Source organism: Arthrobacter parietis (assembly GCF_039530425.1).
Taxonomy (GTDB): domain Bacteria; phylum Actinomycetota; class Actinomycetes; order Actinomycetales; family Micrococcaceae; genus Arthrobacter_D; species Arthrobacter_D parietis.
On sequence record NZ_BAAAON010000002.1, the window covers coordinates 843308 to 862047 of the forward strand.

The following is an 18740-nucleotide window of genomic DNA, read 5'->3' on the forward strand; positions in this document are numbered from 1 at the left end:
GGGCGATGGAGCAGGCAGATGCGGGCCAGTGACCGCGCCTATCAGGCTCTGCGCGCTGACATCATCGAGTGGCGGCTGGGCCCGGGCACCGTACTGGGGGAAGTCGAGCAGTCAGCCCGGCTCGGTGTCTCCCGAACACCGCTGCGGGAGGCCCTCTCACGGTTGACGGCCGAAGGATTGACGGCTCCGCAGCCGGGACGCGGGGTCATCGTCAGCGAGGTGTCCTTTGAGAAAATCACCGGGCTGTTTGATGTCCGTATCTCCCTGGACTGCACAGCTGCTGCCCTCGCTGCGACGCGCGGGGACCGGCACACATTCCAGGAACTGACCCGCCGGTTTGAATCGGCATCCTCGCTGATTCAGGAGGCCGACGGCGAACAGCACGAGTACTACGAGCTGGTCGCCGAGCTCGACGCCGCAATTGATGCAGCCGCCGCTAACCCCTATCTCCTTCAGGCCCAGCGGCACTTGCGCACTCACCTGAGCCGCGTACGCCGGCTGGCCCGGGACGATGTTGCACGCCTGACGGCCTCGGCGTCCGAACATGCGCAGATAGCCCGGTCCATTGCCCAGGCCAACACCGACCTGGCCGTTGCATCGACCAAGGTCCATCTCCACAACAGCCTGCAGTACCTGCTGGCCGCCCGAACAGACAGCACCACCCGAACAGACAACACCGCGAAAACCGTCCGAGAGGAAACACCACATGGTTGAGCTACACCCCGTCCGAGTGCACCGCAGCGAGGAAAACCTGCCCCGAAGCAGCCAGCTGGCCTGGAAAATCGCCGAGGTGGCTGCCGATCCCGTGGGAGTCGACGACGACGTGACCGACATGGTGATCAACCGCATCATCGACAACGCGTCCGTCGCCGTTGCGTCCCTCTCCCGCGCACCGATCGTGGCTGCCCGCGCCCAGGCTCTGAGCCACCCCGTCTCCGCCAACGGACGCGGCGCAACGGTTTTCGGGATTGACGGGAAATCTTCGCCCGAGTGGGCCGCCTGGGCCAACGGGGTCGCCGTACGCGAGCTCGACTATCACGACACCTTCCTCGCCGCGGACTACTCCCACCCGGGAGACAACATCCCGCCGATCCTCGCCGTCGCCCAGCACACGGGGGCAAGCGGGGCGGACCTCCTGCGCGGCATCGCCACCGGCTACGAGATCCAGGTGGACCTGGTGAAGGCGATCTGCCTGCACAAGCACAAGATCGACCACGTTGCGCATCTCGGTCCGTCCGCGGCTGCGGGGATCGGGACCCTGCTCGGCCTCGACGTCGAGACGATCTTCCAGTCGGTCGGGCAGGCGCTGCATACGACGACGGCAACGCGCCAGTCACGCAAGGGCGAAATTTCGACGTGGAAGGCCCACGCGCCGGCCTTCGCCGGCAAGATGGCCGTGGAAGCCGTCGACCGGGCCATGCGCGGGCAGACCTCCCCCACACCGATTTACGAGGGTGAGGACGGCGTGATCGCGTGGATGCTCGACGGCCCCGACGCCCGCTATGAGGTTCCGCTGCCCACCCAGGGCGAATCGAAGCGAGCAATCCTGGACACGTACACGAAGGAGCACTCCGCCGAGTACCAGGCGCAGGCGTGGATTGACCTGGCCCGCAGGCTCCATAGCGCACATCCAGACGTCACCGACCCGCAGAAGGTTGAGGCCGTCCGGATCCACACCTCGCACCACACCCACTACGTGATCGGCTCGGGCGCGAATGACCCGCAAAAGTACGACCCAACGGCGTCCCGTGAGACGCTCGACCACTCGATCCCCTACATCTTCACCGTTGCATTGCAGGACGGACGCTGGCACCACGTCGACTCCTACACTCCCGAACGCGCTTCCCGCGCCGACACGGTCGAACTCTGGCGAAAAGTCACCACGGTGGAGGACGCTGAATGGACCCGGCGCTACCACTCACTGGACATCAGCGAGAAGGCGTTCGGCGGAAGGGTGGAAATCACTCTCACCGACGGAACCGTCATCACCGATGAGATTGCCGTCGCTGATGCCCACCCGCTGGGTGCCCGCCCCTTCGCCCGCGAGCAGTACATCGGCAAACTCCGCACCCTCGCAAACGGAATCGTGGACGACGCGGAGGTCGACCGCTTCCTCGACGCTGTCCAGCGGCTCCCGCTGCTCGCGTCCGGCGAGCTGGACCAGCTGAACCTGACTGCCGCCGTCGGCGTCCTTTCCGCACAAGCACCGAAGGGGCTGTTCTAAATGCTGTACTCCTCCATAACGCCCGAGAAAAAGCGCGAAGCGCTGCGCGCAAGCCTGACCTCAGGCCATATCCAGCAGTTCCCCGGAGCCTTCAACCCCCTGTCCGCCCGCCTGATCGAGGACAAGGGGTTCGACGGCGTCTATATCTCCGGAGCTGTTCTCGCCAATGACCTTGGCATGCCCGACATCGGGCTCACGACCCTGACCGAAGTTGCCACGCGCGCCGGCCAGATAGCGCGCATGACGGACCTCCCTTCGCTGGTGGACGCGGACACCGGTTTCGGCGAACCGATGAACGTCGCCAGGACGGTGCAGGAGCTGGAGAACGCGGGCCTGGCCGGCTGTCACATCGAGGATCAGTTCAATCCGAAGCGGTGCGGCCATCTGGATGGCAAGAACGTTGTGGACACCGACACTGCCGCGAAGCGAATCCGCGCCGCTGCCGATGGTCGCCGCGATCCCAACTTCCTTGTGATGGCCAGGACTGATATTCGCGGCACCGATACGTTGCAGGCAGCCCAGGAGCGGGCGAAGGCTCTTGTTGACGCCGGTGCGGACGCCATTTTTCCGGAGGCGATGCGGGATCTGACCGAGTTTGAGGCGATCCGCAATGCGGTCGATGTACCGATCCTCGCGAATATGACCGAGTTCGGAAAGAGCGAACTCTTCTCGATCGCGGACCTCGAATCCGTGGGTGTCAACATGGTCATCTATCCAGTGACGCTGCTGCGTAGTGCCATGGGCGCGGCGGAGCGTACGCTGGAAACGATCAAGGCCGACGGCACCCAGCAGGGCGCTGTTACTTCCATGCAGACCCGCGCCAGACTCTACGAGCTCGTCGACTACGAAGCGTACAACCAGTTCGATACCTCAGTGTTCAACTTCCAGGTCCCCGGCGGACGCTAAGCCGGGCCCAGCGCACCCACCACTTACAGACGAAGGAGTCAAGGCATGACCGAACCGCAGATCTACAAGGGCCTCGCCGGCGTCACCGCGGACACCACGGCAATTTCGAAGGTGAACCCCGAGTCCAATTCCCTGCTCTACCGGGGGTACCCGGTTCAGGAGCTTGCGGCCGCGGTGAACTTCGAGGACGTCGCCTGGCTGCTCTGGCACGGCGAGCTCCCGACCGAAGCGGAAGCCCGTGAATTCCACTCCGCGGAACGCTCAGCCCGTACGCTCGCGGACAACGTGCGGGCCGCCATTGACCTGCTGCCGCTCAGCTGCCACCCGATGGACGTCAGCCGTACCGCTGTATCGGTGATCGGGGCGAACCATCCGAAGGCAGAGGATTCATCTCCGGAGGCCGAACTGGAGAAAGCGGTGGAGCTGTTTGCTGCCTTCCCCGCAGTCGTTGCCTACGACCAGCGGCGCCGCCGCGGGCTGGAGCCGGTGGAACCCCGTGACGATCTGGATTACTCCGCGAACTTCCTGTGGATGACTTTCGGCGAGGAGGCGGCACCGGAGGTGGTCGAGGCCTTCAATATCTCGATGATCCTGTATGCAGAGCACTCCTTCAACGCCTCAACGTTCACCGCCCGCGTCATCACCTCCACATTGGCCGATCTTCACTCCGCGGTGACCGGGGCTATCGGAGCGCTCAAGGGTCCGCTGCACGGCGGTGCCAACGAGGCCGTCATGCATACCTTCGAGGAAATCGGCATCCGCGAAGAGGAGTCCGCAGAGGAAGCGACCGCCAGGGCCAAGGCATGGATGGACGAGGCCCTGGCCCAGAAGAAGAAGATCATGGGCTTCGGCCACCGCGTCTACAAGAACGGTGATTCCCGGGTGCCCACCATGAAAGCGGCCCTCGACGGCATGATCAAGCACTACGGGCGGCCGGAAATCCTCGGTCTGTATGAGGGCCTCGAAACAGCCATGCAGGAGGCCAAGGGAATCAAGCCGAACCTCGACTACCCCGGCGGTCCCGTCTACCACCTCATGGGTTTCGATACCGAGATGTTCACCCCGCTCTTCATTGCCGCCCGGATCACCGGGTGGACTGCCCACGTGATGGAGCAGCGCGCAGCGAACTCACTGATCCGGCCGCTGGCTGCGTACAACGGTCCGGAAGAACGTCACCTTTCCTGACAGCGGACCGGACCTGTCCGCCGGGGACTAGGCGAAGTCCGCTGTCCGCACCGTCTCATTGTCGCTATTGAGGGTGACGGTGACGTCCAGGCGCTGGCTGCGCAATACGTGACCGAGCCAGTGCCTGGCGTCCTCCCACATGCCGTCCCAGGGCACCTGCCCAACGGGGTACCAGCAGGGATCGATTTCATCTGTGAGGGCCGGCTCACCCCTGAAGCGGTCGGCCGAAAAGACCACTGCGTCCATGTCCAGTACGGGCTTGACCGGAAAGCGCCACCGCACCGGACCGAGCTCCAGGAGATCCGCCACGTCAACGACTATCCCGGATTCCTCCTGAACCTCCCGGGCCGCTGCTTCTCCCGCAGTTTCACCGGGTTCGATCCCGCCGCCAAGCGCAACGATCCGGCCCGTTCCGAATCCGGAGCGCTTCATTCCGAGCAGCACTTCGCGGCCGGCCTCCGTGTGCCGGAACAGAAAACAGAGCGCAACGCGTCGGGGGGTCATGCGAGCCAAGTTTAGTCGCGGCCGATCCCAGGGTTGATACCGCCGTCCGGTGTGGTCCGCCGCCGGTCATCCTCGCGAAGAAAGAATGCGCCCAGCGAACCCGCCAGCGTAGCGAAGACACCAATCGAATAAACGGCGAGCACAACCTGCATCACGCGGGCGAAGCCCGTCTCCGGTGTGATTCCACTGCCGGTGATCGTGGCCATCGCGCTTTCGAACAGCGCCTCGCCGTAATTCGAGTGGGTTCCGGTCGCATAGAAAAGCTGGCTCGTCGCCAGGATGACGACGGCGGTCACGGCGACCATCCAGCCAATCCGGCTGGAGAGCAGCCTTCCAGCCGAGCGCGAACCCCGAATCCCTGCGGAAAGAATTCCTCCCACCCGTGCCACTCGTGTCAGCCGCAGCAGGCGCACCGCCTGCAGCGCACGGAAGAACCGGAGGAACGGCACCAGCAGGAAGACCACCTGCCACCAGTTCTTCTTCCAGAACGCCTTGCTGAACCCGGCGATGTAGGCACGCAGAAAGAATTCTGCGACAAACACTGCCCAGAAGACCCAGCCCGCGATGCTCAGTGCCAACACCAGGGTCGGGTTGGTAGCAAGGAGCTGGCCCAGGACCACGAAGAGGAAGACCAACCCGAGCACACCCATCGGCCGATCCAGGCGGCGGGCGAGCATTTCGGCGGCGGTCAGGCTGTCTCCCGGAGTGGGCGGTTCGGAAGAGAATTGGTGCGAGTCGTTCACTCGCCCATCTTTCCACGACAGGATGCTGAACCAGTTAGACTGCTCCGACCGACGACCCCCGACCAGTCAGGAGAGCGTTGTGCCGTTGCTGCTGTCCGTCCTCGGTGCTTTGGTGATCCTGCTGGGGCTGATCGAGGTGTTTCACACGCTACTTCACCCCAGCGGCCGCGGGCGCCTCAGCAGATTGTGCGTGGCGGCCGTCTGGAGGATCATGCGGCGCCTGGGAGACAAGGGCGCCGGAATTGCGGGGCCGCTCGCGCTCGTCTGCGTGATCGTTTTCTGGGCTGCCCTGCAGGCGCTCGGCTGGGCGCTGATGCTCTATCCTCACGTACCCCAGGGCTTCACGTACTCTCCTGGCCTCGATCCTTCCCGCTACGGTGACGCCGCTGAGGCCTTCTACATCTCCATGGTGACCCTGACGACCCTGGGATACGGAGACGTCATTGCTACCGACCCCCTGATTCGCCTCTTGGCTCCCCTGGAAGCTCTGACGGGCTTCGCTCTGCTGACGGCCGCGGTGTCCTGGTTCATGCAGGTCTACCCGGCGCTGGCCAGGCGACGCGCACTGGCGATCAGGCTCTCCCTGCTGCAGAATGCGGGTTACGCCGCCCGGCTGGAGCAGTTGAATGCTGCCGCAGTCACCAACACCGTGGAAACACTCGTTGCTGATCTGGTGCAGATCAGGGTGGACCTCACCCAGACCTCGGAGTCCTACTATTTCTGGGAGTCCAACAAGGATCTGTCCCTGCCTGCCTCACTCTCCTACGCTGTCGACATCGCTGATCAAGCAGGCCATTCTGCCCAGCCGACCCTCCAGACGGCCGGCGCCCTCCTGAGCGATGCTCTCGATTCGCTTGCCGCTTTCCTCAAGGAGGAGTTCAAGCACGAAGGCGAATCCACGCAGGACATCTTCCAGTCCTATGCCAGCGACCACCGGTACCCCTACCGGGAAAGTTCGTGAAGTAAACGCCCCGCTTCCCGGTCCGGACGGACCGGGGAGCAGGGCGTTAGCGGCCTGAAATGCGACTCAGTCGGTGACGGTAATCGAGTCAGCAATTTGGGCGAGCTGCGCGAACTCTTCCGACTGAGCATAGGCTGCCGCTTCAGCCATCGAGCTGAACTCAAGCGCACTGCCCGGTTCGTAGGGTGAGAACATGAAGGTGGTTGTCAACGCCAGCAGGCCCGTTCCCGGTCCACTGATCACGTTGTACAGCATGCAGGATTCTCCGGAAGCAGGCTGGTCTGCGCCAATCAGCGATGGGGCTGCCATGAGCGGGTCTCCCTCGAAAATCCGAAGCGTGAAGCGTGCGGGCACTTCTGAACCTCCCGGAACACTGACGGAAACGGGCACCGCTCCGAGTTCCTGCCACGGCACCGGGGCCTGGGAACACGCGCCGCCGAGGCCGCTCGCGCTCGAATGCTGCAGGTTGGCAACCTTTGTGTCCTCGGCATTCACCAGATCCACTCCCTGCGAGGCGGACACTACATCCCAATCACTCCGGGTGTCGAAGACGACCCCAAGTTCCGTCAGTTCGTGGGTCTCCGGCGAATCCGACGCTGAGGGCCCATCCCCCACCAGCTCCGGGCGAAGCTCCACCGGGATGCCCGTGTCGATAAACTGCTGGTCCATCACCTCTTGAGGGGTGCGGCCTTCCACAACGGGCAGGAACTCCCACTTCGTAAGCGCGCTGTAGCTGGCGGTTTCGACCAGCCATTGGCCGTCCACCCGTCGAGCGACGTAGTACCAGGCGTTGCCGCCGTCCTGCGGGTTGGCCTCAAAGCCCGCGTCCGTCAGTTCCATCGCCATCCAATCATCGGTGCAACCAACTACTGCATAGTGGCTCGGATCAGCCGCAAAGGGAGTCAGGCTCATGAAGTCACTCCCCTGTTCCATGACACGGTCGACGTCCTGCACGCGGCAGCCCTCGTCCGCCGGAGGACCTGTCGGCACCCCGCTCGGCTCGACACTTGGTTCCGCAGTCGGTTCCGCGGTCGGTTCAGCTGACGGTGACGGATCGGCCGTTCGTTGCTGGGTCGGTTCAACCGATGGCGCGGGGTTCGTTGTTCCCGCCGGCAGGGGTGATTCAGCACCCAGGGAACCGCCGACGACGACGGCGCCCGCCACCACTGCTGCCGCGGCGGCACCCGCGAGAATCATTGCCGTCCTGCGGCGGCGCCGCAGGGGGACGACGACGGGACGGTCATCGCTGAAGGCGTCGTTCCCCTCATTCCCGGTTTCGCGGCCCACGATAGGCAAGCTGTCGATAGGTTCGGTGTTCATGGTAACTCCAGGTTCCTGCTGGCCGTTCCCGGCCGGAAGAGCGATTATTTCGGTGGGTGAATCGGAGGATTCCCGTTCGGCGCGCACGGGGTCGAGGCCCCGGATCAGGTTCTCTATGCGGTCCATTTCAGGCTCCTTCTTCTGCCATGAGAGCGGCAGGCATCATCTGTGCGAATGCGGCGCGGGCCCGGTGCAGGCGCACCTTGGCTGCGGAGGGACTACACCCCAGCACCTCACTGATCTCTGTGGTGGACAGGTCATCCCAATAGGCGAGGAGTAAAACTTCGCGTTCCTTCTCCCGGAGCCGCAGCAGTGAGTCGGCTACCGCCTGCTGCCCCGCCCCGTTTCCGGCCCGGGCGGCAAGAACAACCGAGTCCCGTACCCGTTGCATGAGATGCTCCGCCCGCTCACGGCGGCGGTATTCATTGCCGATGACGTTGCGGGCGACGGTGAGAAGCCACGCCGGCGTGACGTCTGAGGCTTGCGGGTTCCGCTGCCAGGCAATACGGAACACGTCGTTGGTGAGTTCCTCGGCTGCTTCCCTGCTGCTCACCCGCCGGTGTATGAAGGAAAACACTCGGTCGCGGTGTTCTCTGTGTAACGCCGCGAAAACGTCATCGTATCGCTGCAACACTATCCCCCCTGGTGTATGTGTCCTGTCCATACACCTATAGTTTCCGACAGGCCTTCCGGGGTTACAGGCACTGTCAATTATCTGTCAACCACGTACCAATTAAAGAGCGCGCGGGTGGGCTGCAGCATAGATTTCCCGCAGCGTGTCAGCGGTGACCAACGTGTACACCTGGGTTGTCGTGACGGACGCATGTCCCAGGAGCTCCTGGACAACCCGGACGTCGGCGCCTCCCTGCAGCAGGTGGGTGGCGAAGGAGTGGCGAAGGGTATGGGGTGACACTTCCCCGGCTACTTTGGCGCGCTCCGCAGCGGCTTTTAGGATGGTCCATGCACTTTGCCTGCTCAGCCGGCCGCCGCGGAGATTGAGGAACAGTGCAGGAGCACTGTTCCTCTCGGATGCGTTGGCGGCCAGCGCCGGGCGAGCCCGCACCAAATAGGACTCTATGGCCCGCGCCGCGTAAGAGCCGAGCGGCACCAGCCGCTCTTTGGACCCCTTGCCGAACAGACGGACGACGGCGGGACCATCCAGGGCAGCATCGACCGACACATCATCCACGTCCAGTCCTACGGCCTCGCTGATGCGTGCCCCGGTCGAATACAGAAATTCCAGCAGTGCCCGGTCACGCAAGCCGCCGGGAGTGGAAGTGTCGACGGCTTCGAGGATCCGGGTGACGTCGTCCACGGAGATCGCCTTCGGAAGCCGCTGCCCGGCGGTGGGCGGGTGCACATCCTCGGCGGGATCCGCCGTCGTCGTTCCTTCGAGTGCGAGAAAGCGGTGCAGGCCGCGTACAGCGACAACGGTACGGGCTGCGGAGCGGGGACTCAGCGGCGCCTGCCCGTCCTCGCCGGTGGCCAGTCCCTGCGCGAACGCGGACACCTGCTGGCGCGTCACGGTGTCCATCGACTCGATGCCCGCTGCTGTGAGGAAGCGGTGGTATCTCAGCAGGTCGCGGCGATAGGCCGCAAGGGTGTTCACGGAGAGGCCGCGCTCCACCAGCATGTGCTGGAGGTACTCGCTGATAAGCCGGCCGGGTCCAGTGGTCTGGAGCTCGTCCTGTACGGTCGCTTGCCTGCCCTCGGCCATTGGGTCAGTCCTGCAGGACAGGGCCCTGGGGCCACGTTCCGTGCTGGCTATGGTGCTCGGGCCAGGGAGCATCTGCGGGGCGGAGGGAGCGGTAGCCCGATGTCTTGGCCGCCGCCGCTGCCAGCACGGCTGCCGCGGCGGAGGGGCTGTGGATCCGCCCCTCGAGCACTGCCTGGACTGCATCCGGCAAAGGTACCCAGGCGAGCTCGATTTCGGCTTCCTCATGGGTGCGGGTGTGCCGCTTGTCCTGAGGAACTTCCTCAATGCCCTGTGCGAGGTAGATACGCAGGGCTTCACTCGAGGAGCCGGGAGACAGGAACAGGTCCGACAGGACGTGCCAGGTGCTCGCCGTGACGTCCGCTTCCTCAGCCAGTTCCCGAGCTGCGGCGACGGCGAAGTCCTCTCCGTCAACGTCAAGGAGACCAGCAGGAATCTCCCACAAATCCATCCGGACCGGGTGGCGGTACTGGCGAAGCAGCAGGACGCGCTCGGAATCATCCATGGCGAGAATCGCGACCGCGCCCGGGTGCTGGATGTACTCGCGCGTGATCGGCTCGCCGTCCTCATCCAGCCGGAAGGTCTCGCTGACCACGTCCCAAATCTTGCCGGAGAAAGCCGTGGTGGAGTTGAGCAACCGGCGTGGACTCTGCCGGTCAGCTATTGCGGCGGCCTGCGGCTCGACTCCCATGGCTAAGCCTTGACGCCCCGGCGTGAGAGGGCCGCCTTGACCAGCCCGGCAAACAGCGGATGCGGGCGGGTGGGACGGGAGCTCAGCTCGGGGTGGGCCTGGGTGGAGACATAGTACGGGTGTGCCGAAGCGGGCAGTTCCACGAACTCGACCAGTTTGCCGTCCGTGGTGGTACCGGAGACAACCAAACCGGCGGCCTCGAGCTTCTCGCGGTACTCGTTGTTCACTTCGTAGCGGTGGCGGTGGCGCTCGCTCACCTCGGTGCGGCCGTACGTCTTTGCGATCACTGACCCCTCCTTGAGCGATGCGTCCCACAGGCCGAGCCGCATGGTGCCGCCCATGTCACCCTCGCCGGCAACGATCTCGAGCTGCTCAGCCATGGTGGCGATGACCGGGAAATCAGTGTCAGGCTCAAACTCGGTAGATGAAGCGCCCTTCAGGCCCACAACGTTGCGGGCGTACTCGATCACCATGCACTGCAGACCGAGGCAGAGACCCAGCGTGGGCACCTTGTTCTCACGGGCGTAGCGCAGGGCACCGAGCTTGCCCTCAAGCCCGCGGATGCCGAAGCCACCTGGGACGCAGATGGCGTCAACGCCATCGAGCGCCTTTGCCGCACCATCCGGGGTTGCGCAATCGTCCGAGGGCACCCAGCGGATCTGGACCTTGGCCTTGTTCGCGAAGCCGCCGGCACGCAGCGCCTCGGTCACGGAGAGATAGGCGTCCGGGAGGTCAATATACTTGCCGACCAGCGCAATCTCGACATGGTGCTTCGGGTGGTGAACGGCTTCGAGGAGCTTGTTCCACTTGGTCCAGTTGACGTCCTTGAACTTCAAGTCGAGTGCCTGGACGATGTAGGCGTCGAGTCCCTGCGCGTGGAGGGTCTTGGGGATGTCATAGATGCTGGGGGCGTCAGCGGCGTTGATCACTGCATCGACATCCACATCACACATGCGGCCGATCTTCTCGCGCATGGCATCCGGCACCTCGCGGTCTGACCTGATGACGATGGCGTCCGGCTGGATACCGATTGATCGCAACATAGCCACCGAATGCTGCGTGGGCTTGGTCTTCAGCTCCTGTGAGGGTCCGATGTAGGGCACGAGCGACACATGGACGAAGAACACGTTGTTTCGGCCGATATCCTGGCGCACCTGACGCGCTGACTCAAGGAACGGCTGGGACTCGATGTCACCGACCGTGCCGCCGATCTCGGTGATGATGACATCCGGTGCCTTGCGGGACCCTGTGGGCTCCGCGGGCAGGCGCATGCGGCGCTTGATTTCATCGGTGATGTGCGGAATGACTTGCACAGTGTCACCCAGGTACTCGCCGCGCCGTTCCTTGGCGATGACCTCGGAGTACACCTGGCCGGTGGTGACATTGGCTGAGCCGTCAAGGCTCTCATCGAGGAAGCGCTCATAATGACCGATGTCGAGGTCCGTCTCCGCGCCGTCGTCGGTCACAAAGACCTCGCCGTGCTGGAACGGATTCATGGTGCCGGGATCAACGTTCAGATACGGATCCAGCTTCTGCATGGTGACGGACAGACCGCGCGCCCTCAACAGGTGCCCGAGGCTGGAAGCCGTCAGTCCCTTACCGAGAGAAGACGCCACACCACCGGTGACGAAGATGTGCTTGGTAGTCTTTGCGGACTTCTGGAACCGGGAGATTGTTTGCTGCACCACGGAGTTCGACCCTATCACCTGACGGCTGTCCGCGCTGCATCAAGCAGAAGCTCCTCCGCGTGTGCCTGGGCGCTGGCAGACTCCTCCTGACCCGCGAGCATACGCGCGAGTTCCCGCACCCGCTCCGACTCCGGGAGGACCTCGACGTCGCTGGCGGTGAAACCGCCGTCTGCCGCCCTGCTCTTCGTCACGCGGATATGGTGCGAGGCGAATGCCGCCACCTGCGGCAGGTGGGTGACGACGACAACCTGTACATGCTGGGCCAACATGGCAAGACGACGCCCGATTTCGACGGCGGCCTTGCCGCCGACTCCCGCGTCAACCTCGTCGAAAACGAAAGTCGGTACGGGATCCACGGCGGCGAGCACCACCTCGATCGCCAGCATGACCCGTGAGAGCTCACCGCCCGAGGCACCCTTGCCCAGCGGACGCGGGGCCGCCCCGGCATGCGGCTGCAGCGAGAAGGAAACCTCGTCGGCGCCCAGCGGTCCAGGGGTGCCGCCCGAAGTGACGTCGATGATGAGCCACGCATCAGGCATGGCCAAGGCGGAAAGTTCGCTGCTGACCCGTCCGGACAGGTCTTCTGCGGCAGCCAGTCGCAGCCGGCCAAGGACCTCCGCGTCAGCGACCAGCTTGCTTTCCAAAGCAGAGGCTTCCTGCTGCAGGCCCTCGATCCTGTCGGAGTCACCGCTGATCTCGTCGAGCCGGTCCCGGCTGGTGGCTGCCCAGTCGAGCACCTCGCTGATGGACGGAGCGTACTTGCGGATCAGAATGTTGAGCTCTGCCCGCCGCGCCTCGACCTCGGCCAGCCGCCCGGGCCCCTCCGAGTCAAGAGATGCCGCGTAGCCGGCCAGCTCGGTGGAAATGTCAGCCAGGATGTAACCGACTTCGGCGAGCCGCTCGGCCAGTGATCCCAGCTCAGCGTCATGCGCTCCGACCGCTTCCAGCTGGCGCTTCGCCGCATCTACCAGAGTTGTGGCATCGCCCGATTCGGGGAACTCACCCGACACCAGCGCCTGATGCGCGGCCGCGGCCGCAGTGCGAAGCTCCTCGACGTTGCCGAGCTTCATCGCTTCCGCTTTCAGCGCCTCGTCCTCATTCGGCTGCGGGTCAACGGCATCGATCTCCTCGAGTGCCGACTGAAGCGACTCGGCCTCCCGCAGCCTGTCCCGCTCCGCGCTACGCAGCGCCTCGAGGCTCGCGCTCACCTCCCGCCAGCGCCGGTACGTCCCCTGGTAGGCGGCAAGGGCGGCGGCGAGCTCTGGGCCCCCGAACTTGTCCAGCGCCTCGCGTTGTGCCGCAGCACTTCGCAGCCGGAGCTGGTCCGACTGGCCATGGACCACCACCAGCTTCTCCCCCACCTCGGCAAGGACGCCGGCGGGAGCTGATCTTCCACCGACGTAGGCGCGGCTACGGCCGTCGCTATTGACTGTGCGGGCGAGAATCAGGCCGGCGACGCCGTCGTCGTCTGTTTCCAGCTCGCCGCCCGCTTCCAGGGCTCGCTGCGCTGCAGCGCCCTGAAGGTCCACGCGAAGCACTGCCTCAGCGGACGCGTTCTTCGCGCCAAGGCGTACAGCGCCGGCGTCGGAACGCGCGCCCATCAGCAGGTTCAGCGCAGAGAGGACCATCGTCTTGCCCGCGCCGGTTTCACCGGTGACAACGCTGAAGCCGGCCCCCAGGGAGAGCGTCGCGTCTGCGATCACTCCGAGGTCGCGGATCCGGATCTCCTCGATCATCGGGCGGGCTCGCCGTCATGAGTGGCCGGGCCGCGCCAGCCCTGAGTGGGCAGCTCGAACTTGCGGACGAGCCGCTCCGAGAAGGGTGTCTGATGCGTGCGCGCCAGCCGGACCGGGATATCTGACCGCGTGGCCTCAACCCGGGCGCCGGGCGGCAGATCGACGGTGCGCCGCCCATCACACCAGAGCACGCCGGATGCGTCGGTGCGGGTGAGGAGTTCCACGGCGAGCAGCGACGTCGGGGCGACCACGAGCGGCTTCGCGAAGAGCGCGTGCGCACTGATCGGAGCCACCAGGAGGGCCTCCACCTCCGGCCAGACAACCGGACCGCCGGAAGAGAAAGCGTAAGCGGTGGAACCGGTGGGGGTAGCCAGGACGACGCCGTCGCAGCCGAAGGAGCTGACCGGGCGGCCATCAACTTCCAGGACCACCTCGATCATGCGCTCACGGTTGGCCTTCTCGATCGCGGCCTCGTTGAGCGCCCAGGTCTGTGCGGTCAGCTGGTCGCCACGCCAGACCTGCACGTCGATGGCCATGCGTTCCTCGACGGTGTAATCCTTGTCCACGACCCAGCGGACCGCCTCGGCGAGATCCGCCCGCTCACTCTCGGCGAGGAAACCGACATGGCCGAGGTTGACGCCCAGTAGCGGAACGTCTGTCCCGCGGACCAGTTCAGCTGCACGGAGGATGGTTCCATCTCCGCCGAGCACCATGCCAAGCTCGATATCCTCGAGTCCCACGTCCGCCCCGAGCGTCTCGGTAGGCGCTGCCAGCGTGCCGTACTCCGCCTGGATGTCGCGCAGTTCCTCGGCGCGCATGACCGGAGTCAGCCCGGAAGCGTGCAGCCGTGTGCAGGCCTCCTGGGCAGCGGCCATTGCGTCATGCCGGCCGGTGTGGGCGAGTACCAGTATGCGTCTAGTCATCACGCTCCGTTGTATCAGGTGGGGACGGCTTCACGCATCGCCGCTGGAGCCGAACGCGGAGCTGCCGTCCACGATTCGGTGCGCAAGTTGACCTGCGTCCCTACCGATCCTAGGCACCATCGAGCCCGAGGGCACCTTCATCCACAGAAAGAACTCCACATTTCCGTTCTGACCCGCCAGTGGGCTACGCGCGACCCCCTCGACGTCGAGACCCGCTTCCAGTGCGGAATGCACCACGCCGACGACGGCGCCGCGCCGCTGCTCCTCATCCGTCACCACTCCGGTGCGGCTGAGTGCGCTCCTGCCGACCTCAAACTGCGGTTTGACCATGAGCACCAGATCCCCGCCTTTCCGCGTCGCATTAGCAAGCGGTGCCATCACGAGGGTCAGCGAGATGAAGGAAAGGTCCGCAACCGTCAGGTCCACCCGCCCGCCGATCTGCTCCGAGTCGAGGAACCGGACATTGAGCCCTTCGTGCACGAAAACGCGCGGATCGTTACGCAACTGATCGACCAGCTGCCCGTGCCCAACATCCACCGCCACCACTCCGGCCGCCCCACGGCGAAGCAGGACGTCGGTGAAGCCGCCGGTGGACGCGCCCGCGTCGAGGCACCGCTTGCCCTGAACCCCGACGCCGGTGAAGACTTCCAGCGCACCTTCGAGCTTGTATGCGGCGCGGCTGGGGTAGTCGGGGGCGCCGCTGCCGGCCACGAGTATTTCGTCACCCTCCGAGACCGACGACGAGGCCTTGGTCAGGACAGAGCCGGAGCGGCGAACCCTGCCTTCTGCGATGAGTTGCGCCGCATGGGATCGTGAGCGGGCCAGCCCACGGGCCACCAGCTCCTGGTCAAGTCGGGCCACGCTCAGCTGTGCTCCGTGTTGAGCTCAGCGAGCAGCTCGTCGTGAAGCTGTTCGTAGGCCGTGTGCTGGTCCGCCTCGGCCAGCTCAGGCATCGCGGTGAGCGTGTGCAGAACGTCGTCCACAGCCGCGTCACCGGTGGACGACACTGCTGGATAATCCGCTAGCCCGCCGTCCGGCAGCGATCCTTGCTCAACAGGAGGCGGTTCAGTGGCTCCCACGATGGCTCCTCATCGTTGCGCATCCTCGTCCAGGAATTTCAGTCCGGGAAGATCGGCGGTGTCCTGCAGCGGGCACGCGGCCCACCAGGCAGCGCACGCTGCACGCCAGGCGTCGAGATCATCGCGGCCACCGGTCATAAGAACGACGCCGTTCTCAACCCTGGCTGACGACTCACCGCAGGAGAAGACGCCGTCCTGCTCGGTGACCTCCGGATAAGGACGGTGCAGCTGGTCAAGGTCCGCGAAAAGGTACGTTGGGCGCTGCCCGGTGACGGCTGCCAGCGCGTTCTCTGCCGTGTCCACTCCGGTGAGCACCAGCGCCGTGGCCATTCCGGCACGGTTTCCGCCGAGAATATCCGTGTCGAGGCGGTCGCCGACCACCAGCGCTTCCTCGACGCCGAGGTGAGCCGCCGCCGTTGTAAACAATTGGGCTTCAGGCTTGCCGGCGACGATCGGGCTTCTACCGGTGGCTGCGCTCACCGCCGCGACAAGCGTGCCATTGCCTGGAGCGATTCCACGTGCCTGCGGGATGGACATGTCTGTGTTCGTGGCGACCCACACCGCGCCGCCGGCAACCGCAAACGCAGCCTCGGCGAGATCCTTCCATCCAAGCGATGGCTCGAAGCCCTGAATGACGGCGTCGGGAACCGGATCCGCCGTGGTCACCGGAACGAGGCCCTGATCAGCTACATGCTGCGCAAGGACCGCGCTGCCGGTGACGAGAACTGTTGCCCCCTGCGCCACCTGCGTAGCCAGGAGTTCGGCGCCCGCCAACGCCGACCCGAAGACCTGCTCAGCGGTGGCTGGAGCGCCCAGCTCACGAAGATGTGCTGCCACCTCCGCTGAGGATCGGGATGCGTTATTGGTGATGTAAGCGAGGGCGACGCCAAGGTCCCGGAGCTTCTCCAGCGCCTCAGTGGCACCGGGAATCGCTGACGGGCCTGCATAGACGACGCCGTCAAGATCAGCGAGTACAGCACCGTAACGGCATGCCAGCGGCGTACCGGTCTCACTCACTGTCACGCTGCTCCTCACCGTCACCGGGCTCCTCACCGTTAGCGGGAGCCTCATCAGCCGTGGATTCGACATCCTGGTCCGGAGTTGAACCGACACTCTGGACAGCGCCCCTTGCAGCGGTGCGGTCCAGCTCCAAGTCTTCGTCCTCGCCAACGAGGTCGATGATATCGGGATCCGCAAAGGCACCGACTCCGAGAGCATTCTCCGCACGTTCGGCCTGGCGTTGCCAGGACGCAGCTTCCTCCTCGCGGCCCACTGCCGCAAGAGCGTCTGCGTAGGCACGGAACAGCCGGGGGCTGTAGCTGAAGGCGCGGTTCTTCGTCAGCTGCGGGATCTCGAGCGCGGCGACCGCGGCGTCGAGTTGGTCGAGGTCGGTGCGCGCCCCGGATACCACGATGGCCAACTCGACTTTCCCCGCTGCGTCGAGGGAGGACGCGTCCTCAGACCGGGCGAGGTCCAGGGCGCGATCAGGGCGGCCAAGTCCGCGCTCGCAATCCGCCATTAACGGAAGGTGGACGTTCGATCCGTTGATTCGCCGGTAGGTCCGGAACTCTCGCAGGGCCTCGCCATAGTGTCCCGCCGCGTATGCGGTGAGACCGACCGCTTCGCGGACAACCGCGAGACGGCCCCCGCGACGGCTCGCCGCGAGAGCATGCTGGAACGCAAGCTCCGGCTCGTCGTCGATCAGGCGTCCGGCCATGACGAGATGCTTCGCCACCCACAGGGCGCTTCGCTCCTCGAGGTTCCGGATTTCCGCACGCGTGACCTTGTCCAGTTCGCTTCCCGTGACATCTTCATCGATCTCGGGGGAACGTTCCCGATCCGGTCGGTTGGCACTGCGAAGATCACGCGCGTTATGCGGGCGCTCGAACGGACCGTCGTTCGGTCCTGTTTCTCTGGGCGAACGCTCAGGACGCCGCCCGTACTCTGCTTCCCTGCGGTCGCCTCCCCGAGGTGCATCACCGTAAGAGCGCCCCGGACGACGGTCCTCGCCGAAGTTGCGGCTTTGTCCACGATCGCCGCCACGGGAGAATCCGTCGCGTCCGGAAGAGCCCCCGGGGCGCGACCTGGTCCCATCCGAAGCTCCGCCGCTTCCGCGCTCTCGGTACGAACGGCCTTCGGCGCCGGCTTCACGTGACCTGTTGTCCCCGCCGGTTGGCCGGTCCCAGCGCCGTGCAGGATCACCGGCATTCCGGGAGTCCTGATCACGGTGGGGGCGGCGCTCGCCGCGCTGCCCATCCCGGTCCTGCCGGTTCGGACGGTTGCCGGACTCGGCTGGCCTGCCCCGACCGCCGAAGTCCCTGCGGGGACCGCGGTCGTTGCCACTCTCACGAGAGCCACCCTCACGACGCTGGCCACCACCCTCACGGGTTGGCCGGCCGGAGCCGCTTTCGGAGCGATCCTGATAGCGCGGCCGGTCACCGGATTCAGGCTTGCGGCGGTCTGCGCCGCTACCGGCCCCCCGGGGTGCGGAAAAACCCCGCCGAGGCCGTTCACTCGAGTCACTCCCGCGGCGTTCCGCACTGCGGCGCTCTTCGCCGCGCTTATCATCCTCGCGGTGATTCGCTCCGCGGTCGCGGAAGGGTTCCCGATCAGCCATGGCACAATTCCTCTCGTCATGAGCTGACCTGACCCTGTGTCGGACGCTCTCGCTGTTGATCTATGTGTGAAGTGTCGGAGGATTCTGAGCCTGCGATCTTCCCATTGTAGGCAAGAGCCGGCAGGCGTGTCCGAGTCGTTAAATGACTGAGGCTCCGACAGTATGTCGGAGCCTCAGTGCTAAGTGTTGTCCGGCGGTGTCCTACTCTCCCACACTCTCTCGGGTGCAGTACCATCGGCGCTGTGGGTCTTAGCTTCCGGGTTCGGAATGGGACCGGGCGTTTCCCCCACGCTATGACCGCCGTAACCCTTGTACCCGACCCCGTACCGGTGTGAACGGTGGTGAGGTGGGAAGTATGTGGTTACAACTGTTCTGTGTAGTTGTACGTAATTGTCAATATTGTGTTGTGTGTTCCCTGGTAACCGGTGTTATTGGTTGGGAACCGCATA

Annotated in this window: 18 protein-coding genes and 1 rRNA gene; 5 read left to right on the forward strand and 14 right to left on the reverse strand. The window is 65.0% G+C overall.

What is annotated here, in order from left to right; all coding sequences use genetic code 11:
- Window positions 1–18: 18 nt before the first annotated feature.
- From ABFX19_RS12055 to ABFX19_RS12070, 4 genes are read left to right on the forward strand one after another with little or no spacing between them, the layout of a single operon-like run.
- A complete protein-coding gene (locus tag ABFX19_RS12055) occupies window positions 19–714 on the forward strand; it encodes a GntR family transcriptional regulator (RefSeq protein WP_346028398.1) in 696 nt (231 codons plus the stop codon).
- Window positions 707–2224, forward strand: coding sequence for an MmgE/PrpD family protein (locus tag ABFX19_RS12060; protein ID WP_346028399.1), 1518 nt, complete (start codon window positions 707–709; stop codon window positions 2222–2224). Before ABFX19_RS12055 ends, ABFX19_RS12060 begins: the two co-directional genes overlap by 8 nt.
- Window positions 2225–3130 carry a methylisocitrate lyase gene (gene prpB, locus ABFX19_RS12065; RefSeq protein WP_346028400.1) on the forward strand — a complete coding sequence of 302 codons (906 nt, stop codon included), beginning with the start codon at window positions 2225–2227 and terminating at the stop codon, window positions 3128–3130.
- A 45-nt stretch (window positions 3131–3175) separates the two neighbouring features.
- The gene (locus ABFX19_RS12070) at window positions 3176–4315 is read left to right on the forward strand and encodes a bifunctional 2-methylcitrate synthase/citrate synthase (protein WP_346028401.1); all 1140 of its coding nucleotides are present in this window, start codon (window positions 3176–3178) and stop codon (window positions 4313–4315) included.
- 27 nt (window positions 4316–4342) lie between these two features.
- On the opposite strand, the gene ABFX19_RS12075 is transcribed toward ABFX19_RS12070, so the two are convergent.
- Window positions 4343–4819, reverse strand: a complete 477-nt coding sequence (locus ABFX19_RS12075) for an 8-oxo-dGTP diphosphatase (RefSeq protein WP_277359379.1) — start codon at window positions 4817–4819, stop codon at window positions 4343–4345.
- A gap of 11 nt (window positions 4820–4830) precedes the next feature.
- Window positions 4831–5562, reverse strand: coding sequence for a hypothetical protein (locus ABFX19_RS12080; RefSeq protein ID WP_346028402.1), 732 nt, complete (start codon window positions 5560–5562; stop codon window positions 4831–4833).
- Between the two features lie 79 nt (window positions 5563–5641).
- Here ABFX19_RS12080 and ABFX19_RS12085 point away from each other — a divergent pair, with 79 nt between their 5' ends.
- Complete coding sequence (locus ABFX19_RS12085; RefSeq protein ID WP_277359381.1) at window positions 5642–6523, forward strand: potassium channel family protein; 882 nt, start codon at window positions 5642–5644, stop codon at window positions 6521–6523.
- Window positions 6524–6589: 66 nt separating this feature from the next.
- On the opposite strand, the gene ABFX19_RS12090 is transcribed toward ABFX19_RS12085, so the two are convergent.
- From ABFX19_RS12090 to rrf, 12 genes are all read right to left on the reverse strand, one after another.
- Window positions 6590–7969 (reverse strand): hypothetical protein, encoded by a 1380-nt coding sequence (locus ABFX19_RS12090; RefSeq protein ID WP_346028403.1) that lies wholly within the window; start codon window positions 7967–7969, stop codon window positions 6590–6592.
- 1 nt (window position 7970) lies between these two features.
- The gene (locus ABFX19_RS12095) at window positions 7971–8507 is read right to left on the reverse strand and encodes an RNA polymerase sigma factor (RefSeq protein WP_346028404.1); all 537 of its coding nucleotides are present in this window, start codon (window positions 8505–8507) and stop codon (window positions 7971–7973) included.
- 69 nt (window positions 8508–8576) lie between these two features.
- Window positions 8577–9560, reverse strand: a complete 984-nt coding sequence (xerD, locus tag ABFX19_RS12100) for a site-specific tyrosine recombinase XerD (RefSeq protein ID WP_277359383.1) — start codon at window positions 9558–9560, stop codon at window positions 8577–8579.
- A gap of 4 nt (window positions 9561–9564) precedes the next feature.
- Window positions 9565–10248, reverse strand: a complete 684-nt coding sequence (locus ABFX19_RS12105) for an NUDIX domain-containing protein (RefSeq protein ID WP_346028405.1) — start codon at window positions 10246–10248, stop codon at window positions 9565–9567.
- 2 nt (window positions 10249–10250) lie between these two features.
- On the reverse strand, window positions 10251–11954 hold the full coding sequence (gene pyrG / locus ABFX19_RS12110) for a CTP synthase (protein ID WP_346028406.1): 1704 nt from the start codon (window positions 11952–11954) through the stop codon (window positions 10251–10253).
- The gene (gene recN, locus ABFX19_RS12115) at window positions 11951–13672 is read right to left on the reverse strand and encodes a DNA repair protein RecN (RefSeq protein ID WP_346028407.1); all 1722 of its coding nucleotides are present in this window, start codon (window positions 13670–13672) and stop codon (window positions 11951–11953) included. Before recN ends, pyrG begins: the two co-directional genes overlap by 4 nt.
- Window positions 13669–14595: an NAD kinase gene (locus ABFX19_RS12120; protein ID WP_346028408.1), complete on the reverse strand. Its 927-nt coding sequence runs from the start codon at window positions 14593–14595 to the stop codon at window positions 13669–13671. The genes recN and ABFX19_RS12120 overlap by 4 nt, the downstream gene beginning before the upstream one ends.
- 30 nt (window positions 14596–14625) lie before the next feature.
- Window positions 14626–15456 carry a TlyA family RNA methyltransferase gene (locus ABFX19_RS12125; protein ID WP_277359388.1) on the reverse strand — a complete coding sequence of 277 codons (831 nt, stop codon included), beginning with the start codon at window positions 15454–15456 and terminating at the stop codon, window positions 14626–14628.
- 2 nt (window positions 15457–15458) lie between these two features.
- On the reverse strand, window positions 15459–15674 hold the full coding sequence (locus tag ABFX19_RS12130; protein WP_277359389.1) for a hypothetical protein: 216 nt from the start codon (window positions 15672–15674) through the stop codon (window positions 15459–15461).
- A 9-nt stretch (window positions 15675–15683) separates the two neighbouring features.
- Window positions 15684–16697: an HAD-IIA family hydrolase gene (locus ABFX19_RS12135; RefSeq protein WP_346028409.1), complete on the reverse strand. Its 1014-nt coding sequence runs from the start codon at window positions 16695–16697 to the stop codon at window positions 15684–15686.
- The gene (locus ABFX19_RS12140; protein WP_346028410.1) at window positions 16684–18291 is read right to left on the reverse strand and encodes a hypothetical protein; all 1608 of its coding nucleotides are present in this window, start codon (window positions 18289–18291) and stop codon (window positions 16684–16686) included. Before ABFX19_RS12140 ends, ABFX19_RS12135 begins: the two co-directional genes overlap by 14 nt.
- A 188-nt stretch (window positions 18292–18479) precedes the next feature.
- A 5S ribosomal RNA gene (gene rrf, locus ABFX19_RS12145) occupies window positions 18480–18596 on the reverse strand.
- Window positions 18597–18740: the final 144 nt, after the last annotated feature.

Bases quoted from the DNA above. Each gene is read 5' to 3' on its own strand.
- ABFX19_RS12055 (WP_346028398.1), top strand. From the start codon at position 19: ATGCGGGCCAGTGACCGCGCCTATCAGGCTCTGCGCGCTGACATCATC.
- ABFX19_RS12060 (WP_346028399.1), top strand. From the start codon at position 707: ATGGTTGAGCTACACCCCGTCCGAGTGCACCGCAGCGAGGAAAACCTG.
- prpB (WP_346028400.1), top strand. From the start codon at position 2,225: ATGCTGTACTCCTCCATAACGCCCGAGAAAAAGCGCGAAGCGCTGCGC.
- ABFX19_RS12070 (WP_346028401.1), top strand. From the start codon at position 3,176: ATGACCGAACCGCAGATCTACAAGGGCCTCGCCGGCGTCACCGCGGAC.
- ABFX19_RS12075 (WP_277359379.1), bottom strand. From the start codon at position 4,819: ATGACCCCCCGACGCGTTGCGCTCTGTTTTCTGTTCCGGCACACGGAG.
- ABFX19_RS12090 (WP_346028403.1), bottom strand. From the start codon at position 7,969: ATGGACCGCATAGAGAACCTGATCCGGGGCCTCGACCCCGTGCGCGCC.
- ABFX19_RS12095 (WP_346028404.1), bottom strand. From the start codon at position 8,507: ATGGACAGGACACATACACCAGGGGGGATAGTGTTGCAGCGATACGAT.
- xerD (WP_277359383.1), bottom strand. From the start codon at position 9,560: ATGGCCGAGGGCAGGCAAGCGACCGTACAGGACGAGCTCCAGACCACT.
- ABFX19_RS12105 (WP_346028405.1), bottom strand. From the start codon at position 10,248: ATGGGAGTCGAGCCGCAGGCCGCCGCAATAGCTGACCGGCAGAGTCCA.
- recN (WP_346028407.1), bottom strand. From the start codon at position 13,672: ATGATCGAGGAGATCCGGATCCGCGACCTCGGAGTGATCGCAGACGCG.
- ABFX19_RS12120 (WP_346028408.1), bottom strand. From the start codon at position 14,595: ATGACTAGACGCATACTGGTACTCGCCCACACCGGCCGGCATGACGCA.
- ABFX19_RS12140 (WP_346028410.1), bottom strand. From the start codon at position 18,291: ATGGCTGATCGGGAACCCTTCCGCGACCGCGGAGCGAATCACCGCGAG.